Below are 17,536 nucleotides of genomic sequence, written 5' to 3' on the forward strand. Positions count from 1 at the left end.
CGTGACCGTCAATCTCGCCTCCTTCCTCTATCTGGTCTCCGGCATTCTCTTCATCCTGGCGTTGCGCGGCCTGTCGCACCCGACCACCAGCCGGCAAGGCAATCTCTACGGCATGATCGGCATGGGCATTGCCATCGCCACCACGCTGGCGCTGGCCACGCCATCGGCTGGACGCTTCGGCCTGATCGTGCTCGGCCTTGCCATCGGCGGCGGCGTCGGCGCCGTCACGGCCAGGCGCATCGCCATGACCTCGATGCCGCAACTGGTCGCCGCCTTCCACTCGCTCGTCGGCCTTGCCGCCGTCATGGTGGCGGCCGCCGCCATCTATGCGCCGGAAAGCTTCGGCATCGGCACGGCGGGCGACATCCACGCCCAGGCGCTGGTCGAAATGAGCCTGGGTGTGGCCATCGGCGCCATCACCTTCACCGGCTCGGTCATCGCCTTCCTGAAGCTTGACGGGCGCATGTCCGGCAAGCCGATCATGATCGGCGGCCGCCATTTCATCAACATCGCGCTTGGCATCGCCTTGGTCGTGCTGATCGTGCTCTTGGTCACCACCGAATCGAAGCTCGTCTTCTGGCTCATCGTTGCCGCATCGCTGGTGCTGGGCGTGCTGCTCATCATCCCCATCGGCGGCGCCGACATGCCGGTGGTGGTGTCGATGCTCAACTCCTATTCGGGCTGGGCGGCGGCCGCACTCGGCTTCACGCTCGGCAATCTGGCGCTGATCATCACCGGCGCCCTGGTCGGCTCGTCGGGTGCCATCCTGTCCTACATCATGTGCAAGGGCATGAACCGCTCCTTCATCTCCGTCATCCTCGGCGGCTTCGGTGGTGAGACCGCAGCCGCGGGCGCTGATGATGGGATCGAGCGCACGGTCAAGCAGGGCTCGGCCGACGATGCGGCCTATCTGATGATGAACGCGCAGAAGGTCATCATCGTGCCTGGCTACGGCATGGCCGTCGCCCAGGCCCAGCACGCACTGCGCGAGATGGCCGACAAGCTCAAGGCCAATGGCGTCGACGTCAAATACGCCATCCACCCCGTGGCCGGCCGCATGCCGGGCCACATGAACGTGCTCTTGGCCGAAGCCAACGTGCCTTACGACGAAGTGTTCGAGCTCGAGGACATCAATTCCGAATTCGCGCAGGCCGACGTCGCCTATGTCATCGGCGCCAACGACGTCACCAACCCGTCCGCGCGGGATGACAAGTCCTCACCTATTTACGGTATGCCGATCCTCGACGTCGACAAGGCGCGCACCTGCCTGTTCGTCAAGCGCTCGCTCGGCTCCGGCTATGCCGGCATCGACAACACGCTGTTCTACAAGGACGGCACCATGATGCTGCTCGGCGACGCCAAGAAGATGACCGAGGAAATCGTCAAGGCCATGGATCACTGAGATTGATACGCCCGGCAAGGCGATGAAGCGGGAAGGGCTCCAGCCACTCCAAGCCTGCTCATTCCAACGCGGCGCAGTCTGCGGCCCTCGGCTACGATCGTCACGGTCGCATGGGTCATGACGATTTCCCACCAGCTGCTGGCGGGCGTGACGCTTGCCTTGGTCGAGTGGGGTTCCGCAATATTGGCGGCGATATGTGGGTGTAGCGAAAGATTCTCAATCGCTACCTCGTGTGGCACCCGGTTCACCGTCTGGTGGGAGTAGAAGGGGCACGGGCTCTTGACACCCATACCGCACAGCCTTCTGGTCTGGCGCAGCTTTCCGGGGAACCGCCGGGTCCGGAATCGTACGTCAGGCAGACCGCTCTGCGGACTAAACCGACAGACGGATTCGGCATGCGCAAGCCGGCGTCCATTGTGCTCAAGGGTCAAGTGCGACAGGTACGTTCAATGAACCCACAGCTTACAGACTTACACTCGCTCTTGTCGTCCATGGCCGGTGCCGGACTGGCGAGCCGCGAGGCTACGCGGGGCCTTTTCGGTGAGAGCACGGCCTCGCGAGCCTCCGACCTGCACCGCCTGATCGAAGCGCAGATCGTCGACGCCGATGCCCTCGCAGGCTTCCTGTCGTCCTATTATGGCGTGCGGCTTCTCGACCGGCACCAACTCGCCGACTACAGGCCCGTCGCGCAGAATCTCTCAAACCGATTTCTTGTGGAGAACTGGATCGCGCCGCTCACGGCGCCTGACGGGAGCGCCGTCATAGGGGTTCTCCACCCTGGAGACGCAGACCCGATAGAGGCGCTGCGATCCGTTCTCGACGGTGACGTCGAGGTCTGCGTGGTTCCCGCACCCGACCTGGAATCCTGCTTGGAACGTCTTTCCGGCACCCAGGACGTTGCCCAGGCCACCGGCGAAGGAGCAACCTCCGAAGCGGCTATCGCAAGCCTGCGGGATCTCGCGAGCGGCGCGCCGGTTGTGGTTGTCGTCGACGACATCTTCCGGCGCGCGCTCGACCTGAGGGCAACCGACATCCACCTCGAACCGATGCGCGGACGGCTCGTGATGCGTTTCCGTATCGACGGCGTCTTGCGGATCATGCCTCCGCCGCCGCACGAAATGGGCGATGCGATCGTGTCGCGAATCAAGGTTCTCGCCGGCCTCGACATCACCGAGCGCCGCAAGCCTCAGGATGGTGCGATGCGCCTTCCCATCGGTGACCGCGAAGTCGAACTGCGCGTTGCCACCCTCTCCTCCATCCATGGCGAGACCGTCGTCATGCGCATCCTGCACCGCGACAGCGTCCTGCTCGATTTCGCGGGCGTGGGCCTGGATGACCAGGAACGGCAGACGCTGAACCGGCTCCTTGAGCACACCCACGGAATGATCGCCGTCGCCGGCCCGACCGGCAGCGGCAAGACGACGACGCTCGCCGCCGCGCTCTCGAAGCTAAACGATCCGGGCCGCAAGATCGTGACCATCGAGGATCCCGTCGAGTACCAGATCCCCGGCATCGTGCAGTCGCAGATCAACTCGGCGATCGGCATCACCTTCTCATCCGCGATCCGGACGTTCGTGCGACAGGACCCCGACGTGATCCTGGTCGGCGAGATACGCGACGGCGAGACGGCACGGGCCGCCGTCCAGGCAGCGCTCACCGGACACCTCGTTCTCACCACGGTCCACGCGAACACCGCGGCGGCGGCCTTCACCCGTATGCGCGACCTGGGTGTCGAGACCTATCTGCTGGTCGGCGCCGTACGCGGCATCATCTCCCAGCGCCTGTTGCGGCGGCTCTGCGATCACTGCAAGCAGGAAGGAATTCTTCCGGCCGAGACTTTCTCCTCCGACTCGCGTTACCAGGCCGTCGGGTTCTCCCAGGGCCAGAAAGTGTTCAGCGCAGTGGGCTGCGGCCGTTGCAACGGCACCGGGTATCGAGGCCGCATCGCCGTGTTCGAGATCCTGGTCCTCGAGGAGGCTATCATCGAGCTCGCTTCACAAGGAGCAGACCACTCCAGGATCGAAGCGCTCGCGCTGGAGCGGGGCATGAGCACGATGGCGCATGACGGTGCCAGGAAGGCAGGGCAAGGTCTCACCTCGCCGGCGGAGGTGCTCAGGGTCACCGGGTTTCGCTGAGCGCATCCATCCACGTCCGTGCCTGCCTCTGACCCGCGGACTGGCGGTTGGCATCGCCTCCGCAGGACTGGCCACTATTGCCCGCCACCTTCGCCTTGATAGGGCTCGATGCTTTCGCTCTCCAGGACGTAGCCCGAAGCAACTTCGCTTGAACCGTCCACAAAGGAGAGGTCTTTCCTTTCGGACTGCACGCGCATCGTGCCGGTTATCATCACGCCCTCGAACAGGGCCGCAGGCGCGTACGGAGCGGTGGATTTCAAGTAGATCACCTGGTTCGGCGGCGGTGGCGGCTCATGGATGCACGCACCGAAATAGGGGACCAGCAGGAACTCCGTCGTACCGTCCGGGTTAAAATCCAGGGGCAGCAGATAGCCGGCGATGGCTACCTGCGCCCCGTCCAACTTCTTCTCGGTGAGGGTTCCACGCCTCTCGATCTCCGTAGCCCAGGCGACGTATCGTTCGTAAAGCGCATCAAGATCGACGCCTTGCTTTGCAAGTTTCTCCCTGTCGGCGTCGACCCTTTTTTTGGCTTCGTCGCGCTGAAGGGCAAACTCTTCGCTCAACTCGCCCGACGGGTGACCTTTCCAGTATAGGACATTTCTCAGGGCCTCCTGCTGCTCAAAAGGAAGTTCGTCCGGGAAATTTGCCAGCGGTTCTGTCGGCGGGATCAGCATCTCCCATTTCAGCTGGGTTGCGGCCTCGCTGAATGCCGCGCCGCAGCCCGCGCCCAAAACGGCCAGGATGAGAGCGATGCAGCGCAACATCGACCTCGCGTTGCCGAGGAATCCGGAAGTCTTCATGTTCTCACCATCATGCCATCTGCGAGTGACATCCTGTAGGCGCGACAGGCCGGCAGGAACCCGGCGGCCATCCCGCCGATCAATATTGCCAATAACAACAGGGCATCGGTTGCGGATGGGGGCTGAATGCCGATATCGATGCCGAACTGTCTGTCAACAAGCGGGCGGGCCACCACCAGGACCGCATAAAGTGCCGCCGTTCCTATTGCGATTCCCGCTACTGTCAGCAGTGTCGCCTCTCCGACAAGAAGTCCTGCAACCGTGCCGGGCTTTGCCCCCAGCGAGCGCAATATCGCGATCTCACGCCGTCGCTCGTTGAGCGTCGACAGGATCATTGCCGACAAGCCGAGCATCGAGGTCACCACGACCATCGCGGAGACGCCAAGCAATGCGGTCTCGGCGGTGGCGACCAGTCCCCACATCTCCTGCAAGGCGACCCCCGGCAGCACAGCCGAAAGAGGCTCGGCCCTGTACTCGTTCACGCCGCGCTGGAACCCGATGACTTGCAGGCGCGACTTCAAGCCGATGATCGCGGCGGTTACCGCCTTCGGAGCAATGGTCATCTGCCGCAGACGGTCGGCCGGTGTAACTTGTCCCGGGATCCGTGAACCGGACCGCCAGTCGACATGAATGGCCTCGATAGCCTTGAGACTGACATGGAGGGATTTGTCCACCGGCGTGCCGGTACGTGCCAGTATGCCGGACACGCGAAACGGGAGGTCGTCATGCTGCGGCCCAAGGGAGCCCGCACCGTGCGCGACAGTGATCTTGTCGCCGATGGAATAGCCAAGCCGGCTCGCAACATCCGAGCCGAGGACGACATCGAACAGGTCGTCAAAGGGTGCGCCTGCGGCAAACGTCAAGGCCTGGCCGCCGCGATATTGGAAGTGCTCGAAGTAATCCGGAGTCGTCCCGATGACGCGAAAGCCGCGATGGCTGTCGCCAAGTGAAAGCGGAATTGCCCAGGCTACCTGCGGGCGCGAAACGATGTCTTCGTAGCTGCGCCAGGTGACATTGTTGGTCGCGTTGCCAATGCGGAACACCGAGTAGAGAAGGAGCTGCATGGCACCCGATCGGGCGCCAATGACCAGATCCGCACCAGACACGGTCCCGGCAAAGCTGTCTCGCGCGCCACTGCGCACCTTCTCGACACCGAGCAGAAGCATGACGCTGACGGAGATCGAAAGGATCGTCAGCAACACCGTGATCCAGCGGTTGCGCAGCGATTGCAGAGTGAGACGTGCGACAATCATGCCCGGGCTCGGCTTTTCGACGTTGTAAGGATGTCGTTGAGCTGGATCGCCCGCGTGAAATGCTGCGCCAAGCGGCGGTCGTGACTGACCATGATCAGAGTTGCCTTTGTGGCCTCGATCTGGCCGAACAGCAGGTCGAGAAAATCCTGCTGCCGATCGTCGTCGAGAGCCGATGTAGGCTCGTCGGCGACAACAATATCGGGGGAGCCGATGAGCGCCCGCGCCGTCGCGACGCGTTGCTGCTGACCGACGCTCAGGGTGGCCGCCGTCTGCTGCCCGATATCCGCCGGAAGTCCCAGGGCCGACAAGAGGCGCCGGGCTTCGCTCTCCGCGCCTCCCGCGGCCGTTGCGCGGGCGCGACGTTCCGGCGCGAAGCTGAGCGGTAACAGCACATTGTCGATGACGGCGCCGTAGGGAAGAAGATTGAACATCTGAAAGATGATGCCAAAATGTTCCGCCCGAAACCGATCGCGCCCGCTGCCGCTCAATTCGTCAAGCCGTTGCCCGAGGACTTCCAAGCGCCCAGCTTGCGCCAACGCGATGCCTGTCAGCAAGCTGAGGAGCGTCGATTTTCCGCTACCGGATGCGCCAAGCAGCAGAAGACGCTCACCGCGGGAAACTTCGAACTCGCCGATTGAGAGGCAAAACGGGTCTCGCGCGTTCCACCTGTATTCGACGCCGTGCAAGCGCACGGCGTCCGTCGCGGCGTCCGCGTTCATCTCATCTCTCCAGATAGCGCGCCTCGCGGGACACCTCGAAAGCGGTCTGTCCATTGGCATCGACGACCGTCACGCCGAGTTTCCAGGATCCGGCGAAGCGATCGAAGAAGGGGAAGTCGAGCCACGCGGCCTGGGCAGTATCCGCGCAGGCGAGAGCATAAGTTGCTCGGAACTCGGTGTGATGGGTCCCGTGCTCTTCAGAACCCGCGGCCTCACCAGCCTCCGCGGTAGCAGGGTGGTCCTCATGTTCTTCCGCGACGACTTTGACGTCGGCGGAGGTGACGGTGCACCCTGCGGAGTCGGGCATCGCGAAGAGCTTCAAGGGTTCCTTAAGGTCGGCGAGCGCGGTCTCGACGGCGCTCTTCTGCTCCGCGGTTTCAGCTTCGTGCTCAAACCCGACAATATCCATGCCAGGGGCAGCGAGCTCCATCTCAACATTGTTGGCCTCGAAAGCGATCGCCAATGTCCCGTGTCCATGAACATGTGGTCCAAGCTCTCGACGATCTTCTTCTGCGTGCGCCGTCGAAATAACAATAAACATGCCAGCGGCAAACAACGTCCCGGTGTGGTGATGCAATCCCATCTCTGTCTCTCCAGATCGATATGGTCATTAGCCGCCATAACAAGTGTCGGCGCGTTGCGCGACCGCGAGAAGCGGCAGTTCAGCCATCCATTCAAGCTCGCGAAGGGCCGCGGATGTCGTAGTGTGAAGAGAGTTCTCTGGTGTCCGGGCGCGCCGCAGTCGCGACCCAGTCGATCGCGTAGAAGGTGAGCTCGGAAAGGACATGAACTGCCGCAGGCGCCGGCAGTGCGGCTCCCATGGAGCCGATGATGCATATGTCACAACGGCCCTGGGACTTGTCGTCGTGGTGCCCCGACGCGGGCCCTTCTCCGGATCCTGCGAGCGACCGCTCGAAGCTGGATAAGAGCAAGCCGTTTCTATGCGTCGGGCCATCGATGTGTCCGAAAGCAAATGCGATATGGAAGAGCATGCCAAGCAATGTCACCCAGGCTATCGCCTGAGATCGTCGCAGCCATTCCGGCACAGTGAGTTCGCTTGGTGTCATCCTGGAGGATGTCCTGGTTCAAGACATGTGAGGAGGCCTGCGGGGCGCGCCGCTGAAGGTCTTGAGATACTCGGCTTAGTTGATTCGTCGAGAGCGTCGTGTGCCCTGTGACGGTTGTAGCGGTGGGCGAAGGCATTGACGAAGGGCTGCCGCTTGTCGATCTGGTGCGGCAAGTCTCGCGGCAGGATCGAAGCGGCGATTTCGAGGTGTGCGTCTGGCTTTTTCTCTCGCTTCTTGCCAATGGCTGCTGGCACGTTGGCCTCCCAATCCGCGAGCATGTCTTCGAGGCATGCTTCAACGAGCTTGTTGTGGGCCCCTTCGGGCCTGCCTGCCGGGTTCCGGACTGACCTGGCTTGAACGGCCCCCAAGGCTGTTTCGGTGCTGTTGGATCAGCCATCTTCCTCAGCGTCGAATGATAGCGATGCCGTTAAAGCGGTACGTCGATGGTGGCGATGGACGCGGTGGCGCGCCCGGCGCTACACCATCCTGGACAATTCGCCACTGATCTGTTTCGCCGTTTGACGCACCAGCCTTGCGCAGAGCTCGTGGCGCCGAGCGTCGTGCCGGTACACCGGCATGCTGATGCTGACCGCTCCGATCGGTTCCCCCGAACGATTGAAGATCGGGCTGCCGAGACAGCGGATATCCGGTTCGTTCTCCTCGTCATCGAACGCGAACCCTTGCTCGCGCGTCCGCTTCAACTCATCGAACAGCGCTTCGGGTGTCGTGAACGTCTTGGCGGTATGGCGTCTCAGATCCAGGCTCTTGATGACTTCCAACAGCCGCTGGTCTGGCAGACCAGACAGCCACGCCTTACCCACGGATGTCGAGTGAAGTTCAACCTGGCCGCCAATGCTGGTTTTCATCTGAACCCTGCTGGAGCCCACCAACTTGTCTATGTAGACCATCCGGTTGTTGCTGGGCACCGCAAGGTGAACCGCCTCATCGGTTGCGTCGCGGAGCGAAACCAGAAAATCCCTGGCGATCGTCCGCAAGTCGGAGTCCTCCCAGGTCTTGGCAGCAAGCTGGAGGAGGCGCGGCCCCAAGCGGAACGTTCCACCCTCTCCCGACTGTGTGATGAGTCCCTCCGCCGTGAGCGCCGAAACGAGACGGTAGACCGTCCCCCGGGGAAATGGCGCGCACTTTGTCAGTTGGGCAATGTCCAAGGTTCCAGGGGCATCCGCGATGATCTGCAGCACCGTGATGAACTTCGAGAACGAGGCCGCTCCCTGCACGTGAGTAGAAGCTCTCTCATCGGCTTCGTCCTGGAGCTCACTTAGGCCCATGGCGCATCTCCTTGCAAGCTTGACAACGAAACATGGTGGTACTACACGCTTTTGGACAAGCTGTCCATATTGTAGTCAGCGTCGTAGTTTCGGTTCTAGCCGTGTGATCGAGGAGGATCAACGGCAAACGCACTTGTGGCGAATTTGAATGCATCGGGACGTCCGTATCTTCCGCGAGAGGGTATGGGAATTTCTGTGGGAGAGGAAGCAGATGACCAAAAAAGGATACTGGGTTGCAATGGTCGATATCGCGGACCATGAGGGCTATAAAGAATACATTGCCTTGAACAAGGCAGCATTCGACAAATACGGGGCGTCCTTCGTCGTTCGCGCGGGAACGAGCCAGGTCATGGAGGGCCCTCACGCGAACCGCCTGGCGGTCATCGAGTTCAGGGACTACGAGACCGCTCTCGCCTGCTACAACTCTCCAGAGTATCAGACGGCGATCAAGGCCCGCGAGAAGCATGCCAAGGCACATCTGGCCGTGGTGGAAGGTGTCTGACACCGGAAGCTCGCCCGGGACCTCCTACTGGTTGGAGGGATCGTTGGCTTTACCCCTGCGCTGTTCGACCGGATGAGCAGGACAGGCCTTCATCACGCGATTGGGTGTTTCTACCCCATCAGCATGCTGGAGGCTCCCTGCTCACGGTCTGCGGATTCTCGTCAGAGTGCCGCAAGGATCGATGCATGCGCGCACAACCTTTTGGGAGCAGTTATGACCACGCCGTTACAGTGGCTTTTCAAGGCTTTTGACGTCTTCGTCGTCGTCGGCATGGCCGTCATCAGCATCCTAATCTTTACAAATGTCGTGCTACGCTACGGCTTCAGCTCAGGCATTCCGTTTGCCGTTGAAGTCTCCCGTGTGGTCCTCGTCTGGATCATCTTTATGGGATCCGTGGTGGCCCTAGCCAAGGGCGCGCATCTCGGCGTCGACTCATTGGTGGTCCGGTTGCCTCGCAGGGCGCGCTTCGTCTGCTTTCTTGTTTCGTATGGCTTGATGCTTTGGTGCTGCTGGCTCCTGGCACAAGGCAGCTGGTCACTCACCGTGATCGAATGGGGCAACGTCCAAGCACTGTCGGGAATTCCCGTCGGGGCCATCTACGCCGCGGGTATTACCGCTGCCATCATGATGGCTCTGATCCTCCTTCTTGATCTGTGGCGCTCGCTGCGCGGCATCCTGCCCGCCCCGTGGTCGGGAGCAGAGATCGATGTGCCGCCACCGGCCGTGTCCCCCGCGCTAGTTTCGGAGAAAACACCGTGAGCGGCTTGGTCTTCATAGGTTCACTCCTCGGTGCAATGGGCATCGGGATTCCAATCGCCTTCGCCCTGATGCTGTCGGGCGTCGCGATGATGATGCTGATGGGAAATCTGGATGCACAGATTCTGGCGCAGAGGCTGGTCAATGGCGCTGACAGCTATCCGCTGATGGCGATCCCGTTCTTTCTCATTGCCGGCGAGCTCATGAACGCCGGCGGCCTCTCCCGCCGCATCGTGAACGTGGCCCTGGCGCTCTTCGGTCACATACGTGGCGGCCTCGGTTACGTGGTCATCGGCACGGGCTTGCTGATGGCCAGCCTCTCCGGATCGGCAATCGCGGATACGGCGACGCTTGCCGTCATGCTGATCCCTCTTATGCGCGATGCGGGCTACAGCATGAGTCGCGCCTCGGGCTTGATGGCGGCGACGGGCATCATTGCCCCCGTGATCCCGCCCTCTGTCGGATTCATCATCCTGGGCGTCACCGCAAACATTTCCATCGTCGGCTTATTCCTCGCCGGAATCGTGCCAGGGATCCTGATGGGGCTGAGCCTAGTGGTGACTTGGTGGATCGTCTCCAGAAAGGAAACGTCGGCGGTCCAGCCCAAACTCCCGCGCAGGGACATCCCGAAAGCCATTCTGACCGCCGGTTGGGCGTTGATGCTGCCGGTGATTATCCTGGTCGGACTGCGGTTCGGCATCTTCACCCCCACGGAGGCCGGCGTCGTTGCAGCCTTCTATGCACTGTTCGTGGGGCTGGTTGTTTATCGGGAGCTGACGCCGCGGCTGCTCTTTGACGCGCTGCTCGACGCCGGTCGAATGACGGCAGTAATCATGCTGCTGGTGGCAGCCTCCGTGGTCACCGGCTTCATGATGACGATCGCCAGTCTGCCCGCCCAGCTCGTTACTCTCCTCAGTCCTTTCATCGATATGCCGATCCTGCTGATGGCCATGATCGTTCTGGCGATCTTTGTCATCGGCATGGTGCTCGATTTCGCACCTTCGATCACCATACTGGTACCCATCCTCATGCCGCTCGTAACGGCGGCCGGGATCGACCCGATCTATTTTGGGGTCATGTTCATCATGACCGCCGCGGTCGGCATGATTACGCCCCCTGTCGGAACTGTCCTCAACACGGTGTGCGGAATCAGCAAAGTTTCAATGGGGTCGGCCCTGAGAGGTGTGTGGCCTTTCCTTCTGGCCGAGATGGTCCTCATCGTGCTGCTGGTTCTGTTCCCGGCATTGGTGACCGTGCCAGCGGGCTGGTTCCATTGAGAATCCCAACCGTGGAGGAGTTAGGCTGAACATTCGACGATGGCTTTGCCGCCCATGCGAGCAGGGCCTCAACGACGACGTCGGCGGGGCCCTGACGCGGGAGGAGTTGCAGCCGCTGGCGCAGGTCCATGTCGAATCGCGGCATAAGTTCGAGTTCTTCACCTACCTCGGGCTGACCGAGGTCGACGAGGTGTACGGTGTCCAAGCGGGAAGCAGAAAGCGTGCCTTGTGGTTTTCAAGCGTCATAGAACGGTACTTTCCCGAGGCGCCGGGCGTAGGCTTGGGTTGGGTGTGTAGGTGAGCGTAGGTCGGCAAGGCAGTGCCCCAAATGCCTGTTCCGTGTGGGTTCGCAGAGGCGCGGCGGCCTGCGTCCTGGCGGTAGTGGCCGCGTGTACCTCCACTGGTGATTATCTTGGAGACGTTGCCGCGCGGCCGGATGCCCTGGACAAGGTCGCGAACGCAGATTTGAGTGCGCGCAAGCCTTCCGGCGGCGGTTTTCTGTCGAGGCTCGGCTTCGGCCGCACGCAGAACAACCGGCAGGGTGAAGTATACTACGGATACCAACAGCAGCTGACTGCCGGCGAGCGCAAGTCGCTCGAGCGGCTGAGCGGCGAAAAGTTCGAGGTCAACCTCGAGGAGGCCGAGATCAAGGTCGCGGCCCGCACGGTGCTGGGCGAGGTGCTGGGGATCAGCTACTCGCTCGACCCCAGAATCGCGGGCAAGGTATCGATCACGACGTCGAAGCCTACGCCGGCCGCGGAAATCCTCACCATGTTCGAGTCCGCGCTGCACAGCAGCGGCGTGGCCATGATGCGCGAAAGCGACCGTCTGCGGCTGATACCTGCGAACGAAGCGTTCGGAGCCGCCCAACTCGATCCGGGCACCACCATCCAGCCTGGCTACGCCGTCACGGTGTTTCCCCTGAAAAACGTTTCCGCCAGCACGATCCTGCCGCTGCTCGAAAACTTCGTCGCCCGTCCCGGCATGGTGCGCGAGGATCCCAGCCGCAACGCGTTGATCTTCCAGGGGACGGCGGCGGAGCGGACTGCGGCGATCGAAGCAGCGCGCTCTTTCGACCAGGACTGGCTGGCCGACCAGTCAGTTGGCATTTTCCCTGTCAACAATTCCAGCGCCGCCACCATGATGCCCGAGCTGACCCGCGTGCTCGACATCGGGGAGGGCGGTCGCGGACGCAACACGATCAGGGTCGAGCCGATCGAGCGCAGCAATGCGATTCTGGTGGTGGCGAAGACGCGCAACCAGTTGCAGCGCGCGGCGAGCTGGATCGAGCGGCTCGACCGGATCGACGCGTCTGCCTCCAATTTGCGGGTGTACAAGGTCCAGCACCTGGAGCCACGGCGCCTTGCATCGATGGTCAACGAAATATTCAACGGCGCCCCGGCATCGTCGGCTTCGGAAGACCCGGCCTCGCAGTTTCCGCCCGGCTCGCAGGCCGACGGCCAGAATCAGGGCGCAAACGGTTCGCAGGCGGCCACTGCGACGCCGGATCAGCGCATGGCGGATAGCCTGCCGGCCCCCGCTGGCGAAACCGACCAGCCTATCCCGGGCGGTGGTGGGTCGCAAAGCGGCGTGCGCATCGCCGCGAACCCGGAAAACAACACCATTCTCATCTACGGGCGGCCCGACCAGCAACGGCTGATCGAACAGGCGATCACCGCACTCGACAGGCCGCAAGAGCAGGTCGCTATCGAAGCGACGATAGCCGAGGTCACCCTGACCAACGAGCTGCGCTATGGCGTGCAGTTCTTCCTGAAATCCAATGATATCGGCGTGGGCGGCAACCACGGATCGGTCGGTCTGTTCCAGGAAGCCAGCAAGGCCGTGCTGTCGCGAACGCTTCCGGGCTTCAACCTGCTGCTTGGCCCCGACACCGAGCCGCGCGTTGTCATCGATGCGCTGCGCGGCGTTACCGAGGTCAAGGTGCTTTCCTCGCCCTCGGTGGTGGTGCTCGACAACAAACCCGCCTTGCTGCAGGTCGGTGATGAAATACCGATCGTCACCCGCACCGCGCAGTCCGTCACCGATCCCGAAGCGCCGGTCGTCAACAACGTCGAGTTCCGCGATACCGGCGTGATCCTGAAGGTTCTGCCCCGGATCACCGGGAACGGCACGATCAGCCTCGTCATCGAACAGGAGATCAGCTCGGTCCAGCGCAGCCAGGCCCAGTCCCTGACGCCGACCATATCGCAACGAAAGGTCAGCTCGACCGTATCGGTCACCAGCGGCCAGACCGTGATGCTCGGCGGACTGATCAGCGAACGCCAGCAGCGCGGCCGCGACGGTGTGCCGGTGCTTGGCGATCTGCCCGTCATCGGCGACGCCTTCCGGAGCAACCAGAACTCCGCGACGCGGACGGAGCTGATCATCCTGATCCGGCCTCAGGTCATGAAGGACGGCATGGATGCGCAACATGTGGCGGAGGAGATGCGGTCGCAATTGCGGCTGATGAACGAGCCATCCAGAAACGTGCCGCTTCGGCGGCCGGCCAAGACGATGATCGAATGAAGATTCTGAGGGCGCGGCGTCGGTCTACCGCCGCCGTCGCAGTCGCGCTCGCCGCCGCTACCGTGCCGGCTGTCATGGGAAGCCCCGCATTCGTCGTCGCTTCGGCGCTTGCGCTATGCCTTCTGGCCGCGGCAATCGCGGTCCATGATCTTGCGTCTTTGCTCATTCCTGACCGCTACACGGCCGGCATCTTGGTCGTCGCGCTCGCCGACTGGTGGTTTGAGGCGAGCGATTTCGCCGCGCTGGCCTGGCGCATCGGGCCGGGGGGCGTCCTGATGCTCCTGCTGTGTCTGTTCGACGTCACGTATGGGAGGCTGCGCGGCCGCGACGGCATAGGCTTCGGCGACATCAAGCTGATCGGTGTATCCACCGTCTTGGCCGGGCTGGCCGGCGTCGGCGCCCAGATCCTGCTTGCTTCGGTCGCGGCTTTCATCTTCAGCATCATCCGCGCGGTTCGCTTGCGCCGCCCGCTCCGTGCCGCGGCGCGCGTTCCGTTCGGAACGTTCCTCGCGCCGGCACTGGTCATCATCTGGGCGTGGCTGCCCGCCGCATGGTGATCACATTGCTTGAGCCGGGGAGCGAAGTCTTGATTTCGACGCGATCGTGGCGTCACCTTTCGTGGCGAAGCATGGGGCCGAAATGGGTCTTGCGGCAGTGGGCATGAACTCGGCAACGACCCGGCGAGGTGCAATCCTCGTCAGCGTCCTGTGGATCATGATTTTTCTGGGATTCCTTGCCGTCATACTTCGCGTGCAGATGACCGGGGTCGTGGCCAGTGTGCGCGTCACGGAAGACAAGGCGTCGGCGCGCATTCTGGCGGAAGCCGGGCTGTCGCAGGCCGCGGCCGAGATCCGCGCTGGCCCGCCCGACAGTGTGGGCAAGCTGAGCGATCAGATTTCGTCCACGATCACCCTGCCGGCCGGGGTCGCTTCCATCTCTGCGAGAAATGAAGCATTGCGGATCGATCTCAACACCGCCGAGCGGCCGCTGATCGTTGGCGCGTTGCGAGCCGCCGGCGCCGCTCCCGGAACCGCGGAGGATCTGGCGACAAAGATCATCGGCCACCGCGCCCGGCCGACTTCGGCGAACGGACAGCCGGCCGGTTCCGCTCCGCAGCAGGCTGGAAACGACACAAAGCTGTTTCAGACGGTCTCCGAATTGGCCGCCTTCCCGGGAATAACGCCCGACATGGCCATCGCCATCGAACCCTATGTCACCGTCTCCTCCGGATTGGCCGGCGTTCGCCTGGAAGCGCTCGATGATGGACTGCTGGGCGACATTCCTGGCCTGCCGCCGTCGGTGCGAAAGGCGATCAAGGATTTCCACGCCGGCCGTCTGTCGCGCGAGCAACTCGATCAGTCGCTGGCGGGGGTGACCTTCAACACACTGAAGCCGGCACCGAGCTGGCGCGTCGATCTCAGGACGACCCTGCGGTCCGGCTACAGCGAATCTTTCGAGGCATTGATACTTGTATCGAACGCGGACGAGGCACCTTACAGAGTGCTTGACTGGCGTCGCGCGGCAATTGAGCTGGAATGAATGCCCGTGGATGGGGCGCGACTGGTCTCAGCAGGAGTGCCAGGCCAGCCTGGCACTCCCAGCGGAATATCCCGACCGCGGAGCATCAGAGCCCCCCGGACACCGTGATCAGGGTGCCTGTCATGAACCCCGCGCCAGGAGACGCAAGCATCAGGGCCGCGCGCGCGATGTCTTCAGGCTCCGCGATGCGCCCCATGGGGGTTGCCGCCGCAATCCTGGCTGGTCGCTCGGGGTTTCCGCCTTGTGTGTGTATCCGCGTGTTGGTGGTCCCGACACGTATGGCATTCACACGGATGCCCTCCGGCGCCAGTTCTTTCCCCGCGCCGATGGAGATGGATTCCACTGCACCCTTGCTTGCGGCATAATGCACATATTCGTTCGGGCTGCCGAGGAAGGCGGCGAGCGAAGACATGTTGATAATCGTCCCGCCTCTGCCGCCCTTGCGGTTGGACATGCGTTTCGCGGCTTCCTGTATACAGTACATGACGGCGAAGACGTTGGTCCTGAAGGTGTTTTCCAGCACCGCGGGCTGCAACTCATCGATTCTGCAGGCTTTCCCAATGATCCCGGCATTATTGACCAGGCAGGTCACTCGCCCCAGTGCATCGTCGCAGGCACTGAACAGGGCCTCGATGTCCTCCCTCTTGCCCACGTCTCCCTGTACCGCGATGGCGCGGGCGCCTGCGGCGTTGCAGTGCTCAACGACTTCGGATGCAGCGGCAGCATCCGAAAGATAGTTTATGCAAACATCGTAGCCTTCAACGGCGAACAGCCGCGCCGTTGCGGCACCGATGCCGTGGCTTGCGCCCGTTACGATCACGATCGGTCTCACGGAATTACCTCCTCGCTCCTCCTTTGAGGGCATTCGCAGCCTAGAAAACGGTCTCAAGGATCGCGGCGTAGTCTTCCTTGGTCAGCGAACGTGGATTTGTGGGATGGCTGTGGTCTGCAATGGCTCGCTCACACACCCAATCGATGACGTGCCGGGGAACCCCCAGTTCGGACAATCTGGGCGTAATGCCAAGACTACGGTTCAACCCGTCCAGTGCATCTGCGAGCGTTGTATGTTCAAGTCCCGCCAGGCGCTCGAGGTAGTCGACCTTCTGAGCCACGGCTTGAACTTCCACGTTCCACCGAAGGACGGTCGGCATCAGGATGGCGTTGAGCGTCCCATGATGGAGCTTAGCCTCCTTGAGACCGCCCAATGCATGGCTAAGCGCATGGACGGCGCCAAGCCCCTTCTGAAACGTCATGCCCCCTTCGAGGGCACCCATCATGAGTTCGGTCCGCGCCTCCGCGTTCGCGCCGTCTGCGTAGGCGACAGGCAAAGCCTTCCATATCCGTTGGAAGCCGTCGGTGGCAATTGCCTCGGCAGGCGGATTATAGCGGGGGGAAAGATACGTCTCGATACAATGCGACAGTGCGTCGAGCCCTGTCGAGGCCGTCAGAGCCGGGGGGAGCCCCATCGTCAACCCCGGGTCACAGATCGCCCTGCGCGGGATGAGGTGCGGGCTGATAAATCCGAGCTTCCGGCCGTCATCCAGTGTGATCAGTGCCGCGCGTCCAACTTCGGACCCCGTACCCGCCGTTGTCGGGATGGCCACAAGCGGCGCTACCGCGCCGGTGATGCGTGCCAGCCCGCCCAGGATCGCTGCATAACGCTCAAGTTCACCATCGTGCGTGGCAAGCAGCGCCACGCCCTTTGCCAGGTCGATCGGAGAGCCTCCGCCAATCGCCACTACCCCATCGCAGCCGCCTTGCCTGTATAGCGCGAGACCGGCAGCAACTGCGCTCTCAGTCGGGTTGGAGGGAACGTCCAGGAAGATCGGCGCTGTTCTCAGGAACTCGAATACCGGACGCTCAAGCAAACCAGCGGATTTGATGCCGTGATCGCTGATCACCAAAGGGCGGGACACGCCGAGTTCGCCCAAAATTTCCGCCAGTGACTCGGCCGCTCCAAGCCCGAAATTGATATTTGTAAGGTAGTTTATGTTGTTCACGCTGCCACTCTCCTTGACATTCCGCACATGCATCGCTGCAGCCACCGCCTGGCATTCGGCACATTCGTGCAGCCGGTGAATGCGAACGCGCGACCTTTTTGGAATCGCTTCGTCCATAATATGGACAATATGCCCAAGCATTGGGTGGAACTGCACACTTGTCAAGCTCCCCCTTTTGGTTGCGGCGTTCCCGCCGCCTGTCGGTAGCTAATCAAGTTGTCCGGTTTGGTAGCACATGATCTGTCCGCTTCTGTTTTGGCGTCGAAGCGGTTCA

At 62.3% G+C, this 17,536-nt stretch carries 15 protein-coding genes; 8 read left to right on the forward strand and 7 right to left on the reverse strand.

Annotated elements, in window-relative coordinates; translation table 11 throughout:
- The first annotated feature begins 1 nt into the window (after position 1).
- Together FJ490_RS31080 and FJ490_RS31085 are read left to right on the forward strand one after the other, a co-directional pair.
- Positions 2-1,402, forward strand: a complete 1,401-nt coding sequence (locus FJ490_RS31080; RefSeq protein ID WP_140512860.1) for an NAD(P)(+) transhydrogenase (Re/Si-specific) subunit beta — start codon at positions 2-4, stop codon at positions 1,400-1,402.
- Between the two features lie 449 nt (positions 1,403-1,851).
- The gene (locus FJ490_RS31085; RefSeq protein WP_181165437.1) at positions 1,852-3,537 is read left to right on the forward strand and encodes a GspE/PulE family protein; all 1,686 of its coding nucleotides are present in this window, start codon (positions 1,852-1,854) and stop codon (positions 3,535-3,537) included.
- A 74-nt stretch (positions 3,538-3,611) separates the two neighbouring features.
- Here FJ490_RS31085 and FJ490_RS31090 read toward each other — a convergent pair whose 3' ends face one another.
- The 5 genes from FJ490_RS31090 to FJ490_RS31110 all read right to left on the reverse strand — a co-directional run bounded on the left by FJ490_RS31090 (position 3,612) and on the right by FJ490_RS31110 (position 8,662).
- A complete protein-coding gene (locus FJ490_RS31090; protein WP_140558626.1) occupies positions 3,612-4,337 on the reverse strand; it encodes a DUF3299 domain-containing protein in 726 nt (241 codons plus the stop codon).
- Complete coding sequence (locus tag FJ490_RS31095) at positions 4,334-5,590, reverse strand: FtsX-like permease family protein (protein ID WP_210239486.1); 1,257 nt, start codon at positions 5,588-5,590, stop codon at positions 4,334-4,336. The genes FJ490_RS31090 and FJ490_RS31095 overlap by 4 nt, the downstream gene beginning before the upstream one ends.
- Positions 5,587-6,309 (reverse strand): ATP-binding cassette domain-containing protein, encoded by a 723-nt coding sequence (locus tag FJ490_RS31100; protein WP_140500970.1) that lies wholly within the window; start codon positions 6,307-6,309, stop codon positions 5,587-5,589. Before FJ490_RS31100 ends, FJ490_RS31095 begins: the two co-directional genes overlap by 4 nt.
- Before the next feature lies 1 nt (position 6,310).
- Entirely contained in the window at positions 6,311-6,892 is a 582-nt protein-coding gene (locus tag FJ490_RS31105; RefSeq protein ID WP_140500972.1) for a DUF2796 domain-containing protein, read from the reverse strand.
- A 960-nt stretch (positions 6,893-7,852) separates the two neighbouring features.
- Positions 7,853-8,662 (reverse strand): IclR family transcriptional regulator, encoded by an 810-nt coding sequence (locus FJ490_RS31110; protein WP_140500977.1) that lies wholly within the window; start codon positions 8,660-8,662, stop codon positions 7,853-7,855.
- A 211-nt stretch (positions 8,663-8,873) separates the two neighbouring features.
- On the opposite strand from FJ490_RS31110, the gene FJ490_RS31115 reads away from it, so the two are divergent.
- The 6 genes from FJ490_RS31115 to FJ490_RS31140 all read left to right on the forward strand — a co-directional run bounded on the left by FJ490_RS31115 (position 8,874) and on the right by FJ490_RS31140 (position 15,262).
- On the forward strand, positions 8,874-9,164 hold the full coding sequence (locus tag FJ490_RS31115; protein WP_140500979.1) for a DUF1330 domain-containing protein: 291 nt from the start codon (positions 8,874-8,876) through the stop codon (positions 9,162-9,164).
- A 213-nt stretch (positions 9,165-9,377) separates the two neighbouring features.
- A complete protein-coding gene (locus FJ490_RS31120) occupies positions 9,378-9,923 on the forward strand; it encodes a TRAP transporter small permease (RefSeq protein ID WP_181165438.1) in 546 nt (181 codons plus the stop codon).
- Complete coding sequence (locus tag FJ490_RS31125) at positions 9,920-11,197, forward strand: TRAP transporter large permease subunit (protein WP_140500983.1); 1,278 nt, start codon at positions 9,920-9,922, stop codon at positions 11,195-11,197. The genes FJ490_RS31120 and FJ490_RS31125 overlap by 4 nt, the downstream gene beginning before the upstream one ends.
- Positions 11,198-11,662: 465 nt before the next feature.
- On the forward strand, positions 11,663-13,723 hold the full coding sequence (gspD, locus tag FJ490_RS31130; RefSeq protein ID WP_181165439.1) for a type II secretion system secretin GspD: 2,061 nt from the start codon (positions 11,663-11,665) through the stop codon (positions 13,721-13,723).
- Positions 13,720-14,280: an A24 family peptidase gene (locus FJ490_RS31135; RefSeq protein WP_140567733.1), complete on the forward strand. Its 561-nt coding sequence runs from the start codon at positions 13,720-13,722 to the stop codon at positions 14,278-14,280. Before gspD ends, FJ490_RS31135 begins: the two co-directional genes overlap by 4 nt.
- Before the next feature lie 103 nt (positions 14,281-14,383).
- Positions 14,384-15,262 carry a type II secretion system protein GspK gene (locus tag FJ490_RS31140; RefSeq protein WP_181165440.1) on the forward strand — a complete coding sequence of 293 codons (879 nt, stop codon included), beginning with the start codon at positions 14,384-14,386 and terminating at the stop codon, positions 15,260-15,262.
- Positions 15,263-15,347: 85 nt separating this feature from the next.
- Here the strand turns inward: FJ490_RS31140 and FJ490_RS31145 are convergent, their stop codons facing one another.
- Positions 15,348-16,094: an SDR family oxidoreductase gene (locus FJ490_RS31145; RefSeq protein WP_140525786.1), complete on the reverse strand. Its 747-nt coding sequence runs from the start codon at positions 16,092-16,094 to the stop codon at positions 15,348-15,350.
- Positions 16,095-16,134: 40 nt separating this feature from the next.
- The gene (locus FJ490_RS31150; protein ID WP_181165444.1) at positions 16,135-17,262 is read right to left on the reverse strand and encodes an iron-containing alcohol dehydrogenase; all 1,128 of its coding nucleotides are present in this window, start codon (positions 17,260-17,262) and stop codon (positions 16,135-16,137) included.
- Positions 17,263-17,536 lie beyond the last annotated feature (274 nt).

It is taken from the genome of Mesorhizobium sp. B2-5-11 (assembly GCF_006440835.1).
In the GTDB taxonomy this organism is placed as follows: Bacteria; Pseudomonadota; Alphaproteobacteria; order Rhizobiales; family Rhizobiaceae; genus Mesorhizobium.

Coding starts and splice junctions, on each gene's coding strand:
- FJ490_RS31095 (WP_210239486.1), bottom strand. CDS start 5,590: ATGATTGTCGCACGTCTCACTCTGCAATCGCTGCGCAACCGCTGGATC.
- FJ490_RS31140 (WP_181165440.1), top strand. CDS start 14,384: ATGAACTCGGCAACGACCCGGCGAGGTGCAATCCTCGTCAGCGTCCTG.
- FJ490_RS31135 (WP_140567733.1), top strand. CDS start 13,720: ATGAAGATTCTGAGGGCGCGGCGTCGGTCTACCGCCGCCGTCGCAGTC.
- FJ490_RS31090 (WP_140558626.1), bottom strand. CDS start 4,337: ATGAAGACTTCCGGATTCCTCGGCAACGCGAGGTCGATGTTGCGCTGC.
- FJ490_RS31100 (WP_140500970.1), bottom strand. CDS start 6,309: ATGAACGCGGACGCCGCGACGGACGCCGTGCGCTTGCACGGCGTCGAA.
- FJ490_RS31110 (WP_140500977.1), bottom strand. CDS start 8,662: ATGGGCCTAAGTGAGCTCCAGGACGAAGCCGATGAGAGAGCTTCTACT.
- FJ490_RS31085 (WP_181165437.1), top strand. CDS start 1,852: ATGAACCCACAGCTTACAGACTTACACTCGCTCTTGTCGTCCATGGCC.
- FJ490_RS31115 (WP_140500979.1), top strand. CDS start 8,874: ATGACCAAAAAAGGATACTGGGTTGCAATGGTCGATATCGCGGACCAT.
- FJ490_RS31120 (WP_181165438.1), top strand. CDS start 9,378: ATGACCACGCCGTTACAGTGGCTTTTCAAGGCTTTTGACGTCTTCGTC.
- FJ490_RS31105 (WP_140500972.1), bottom strand. CDS start 6,892: ATGGGATTGCATCACCACACCGGGACGTTGTTTGCCGCTGGCATGTTT.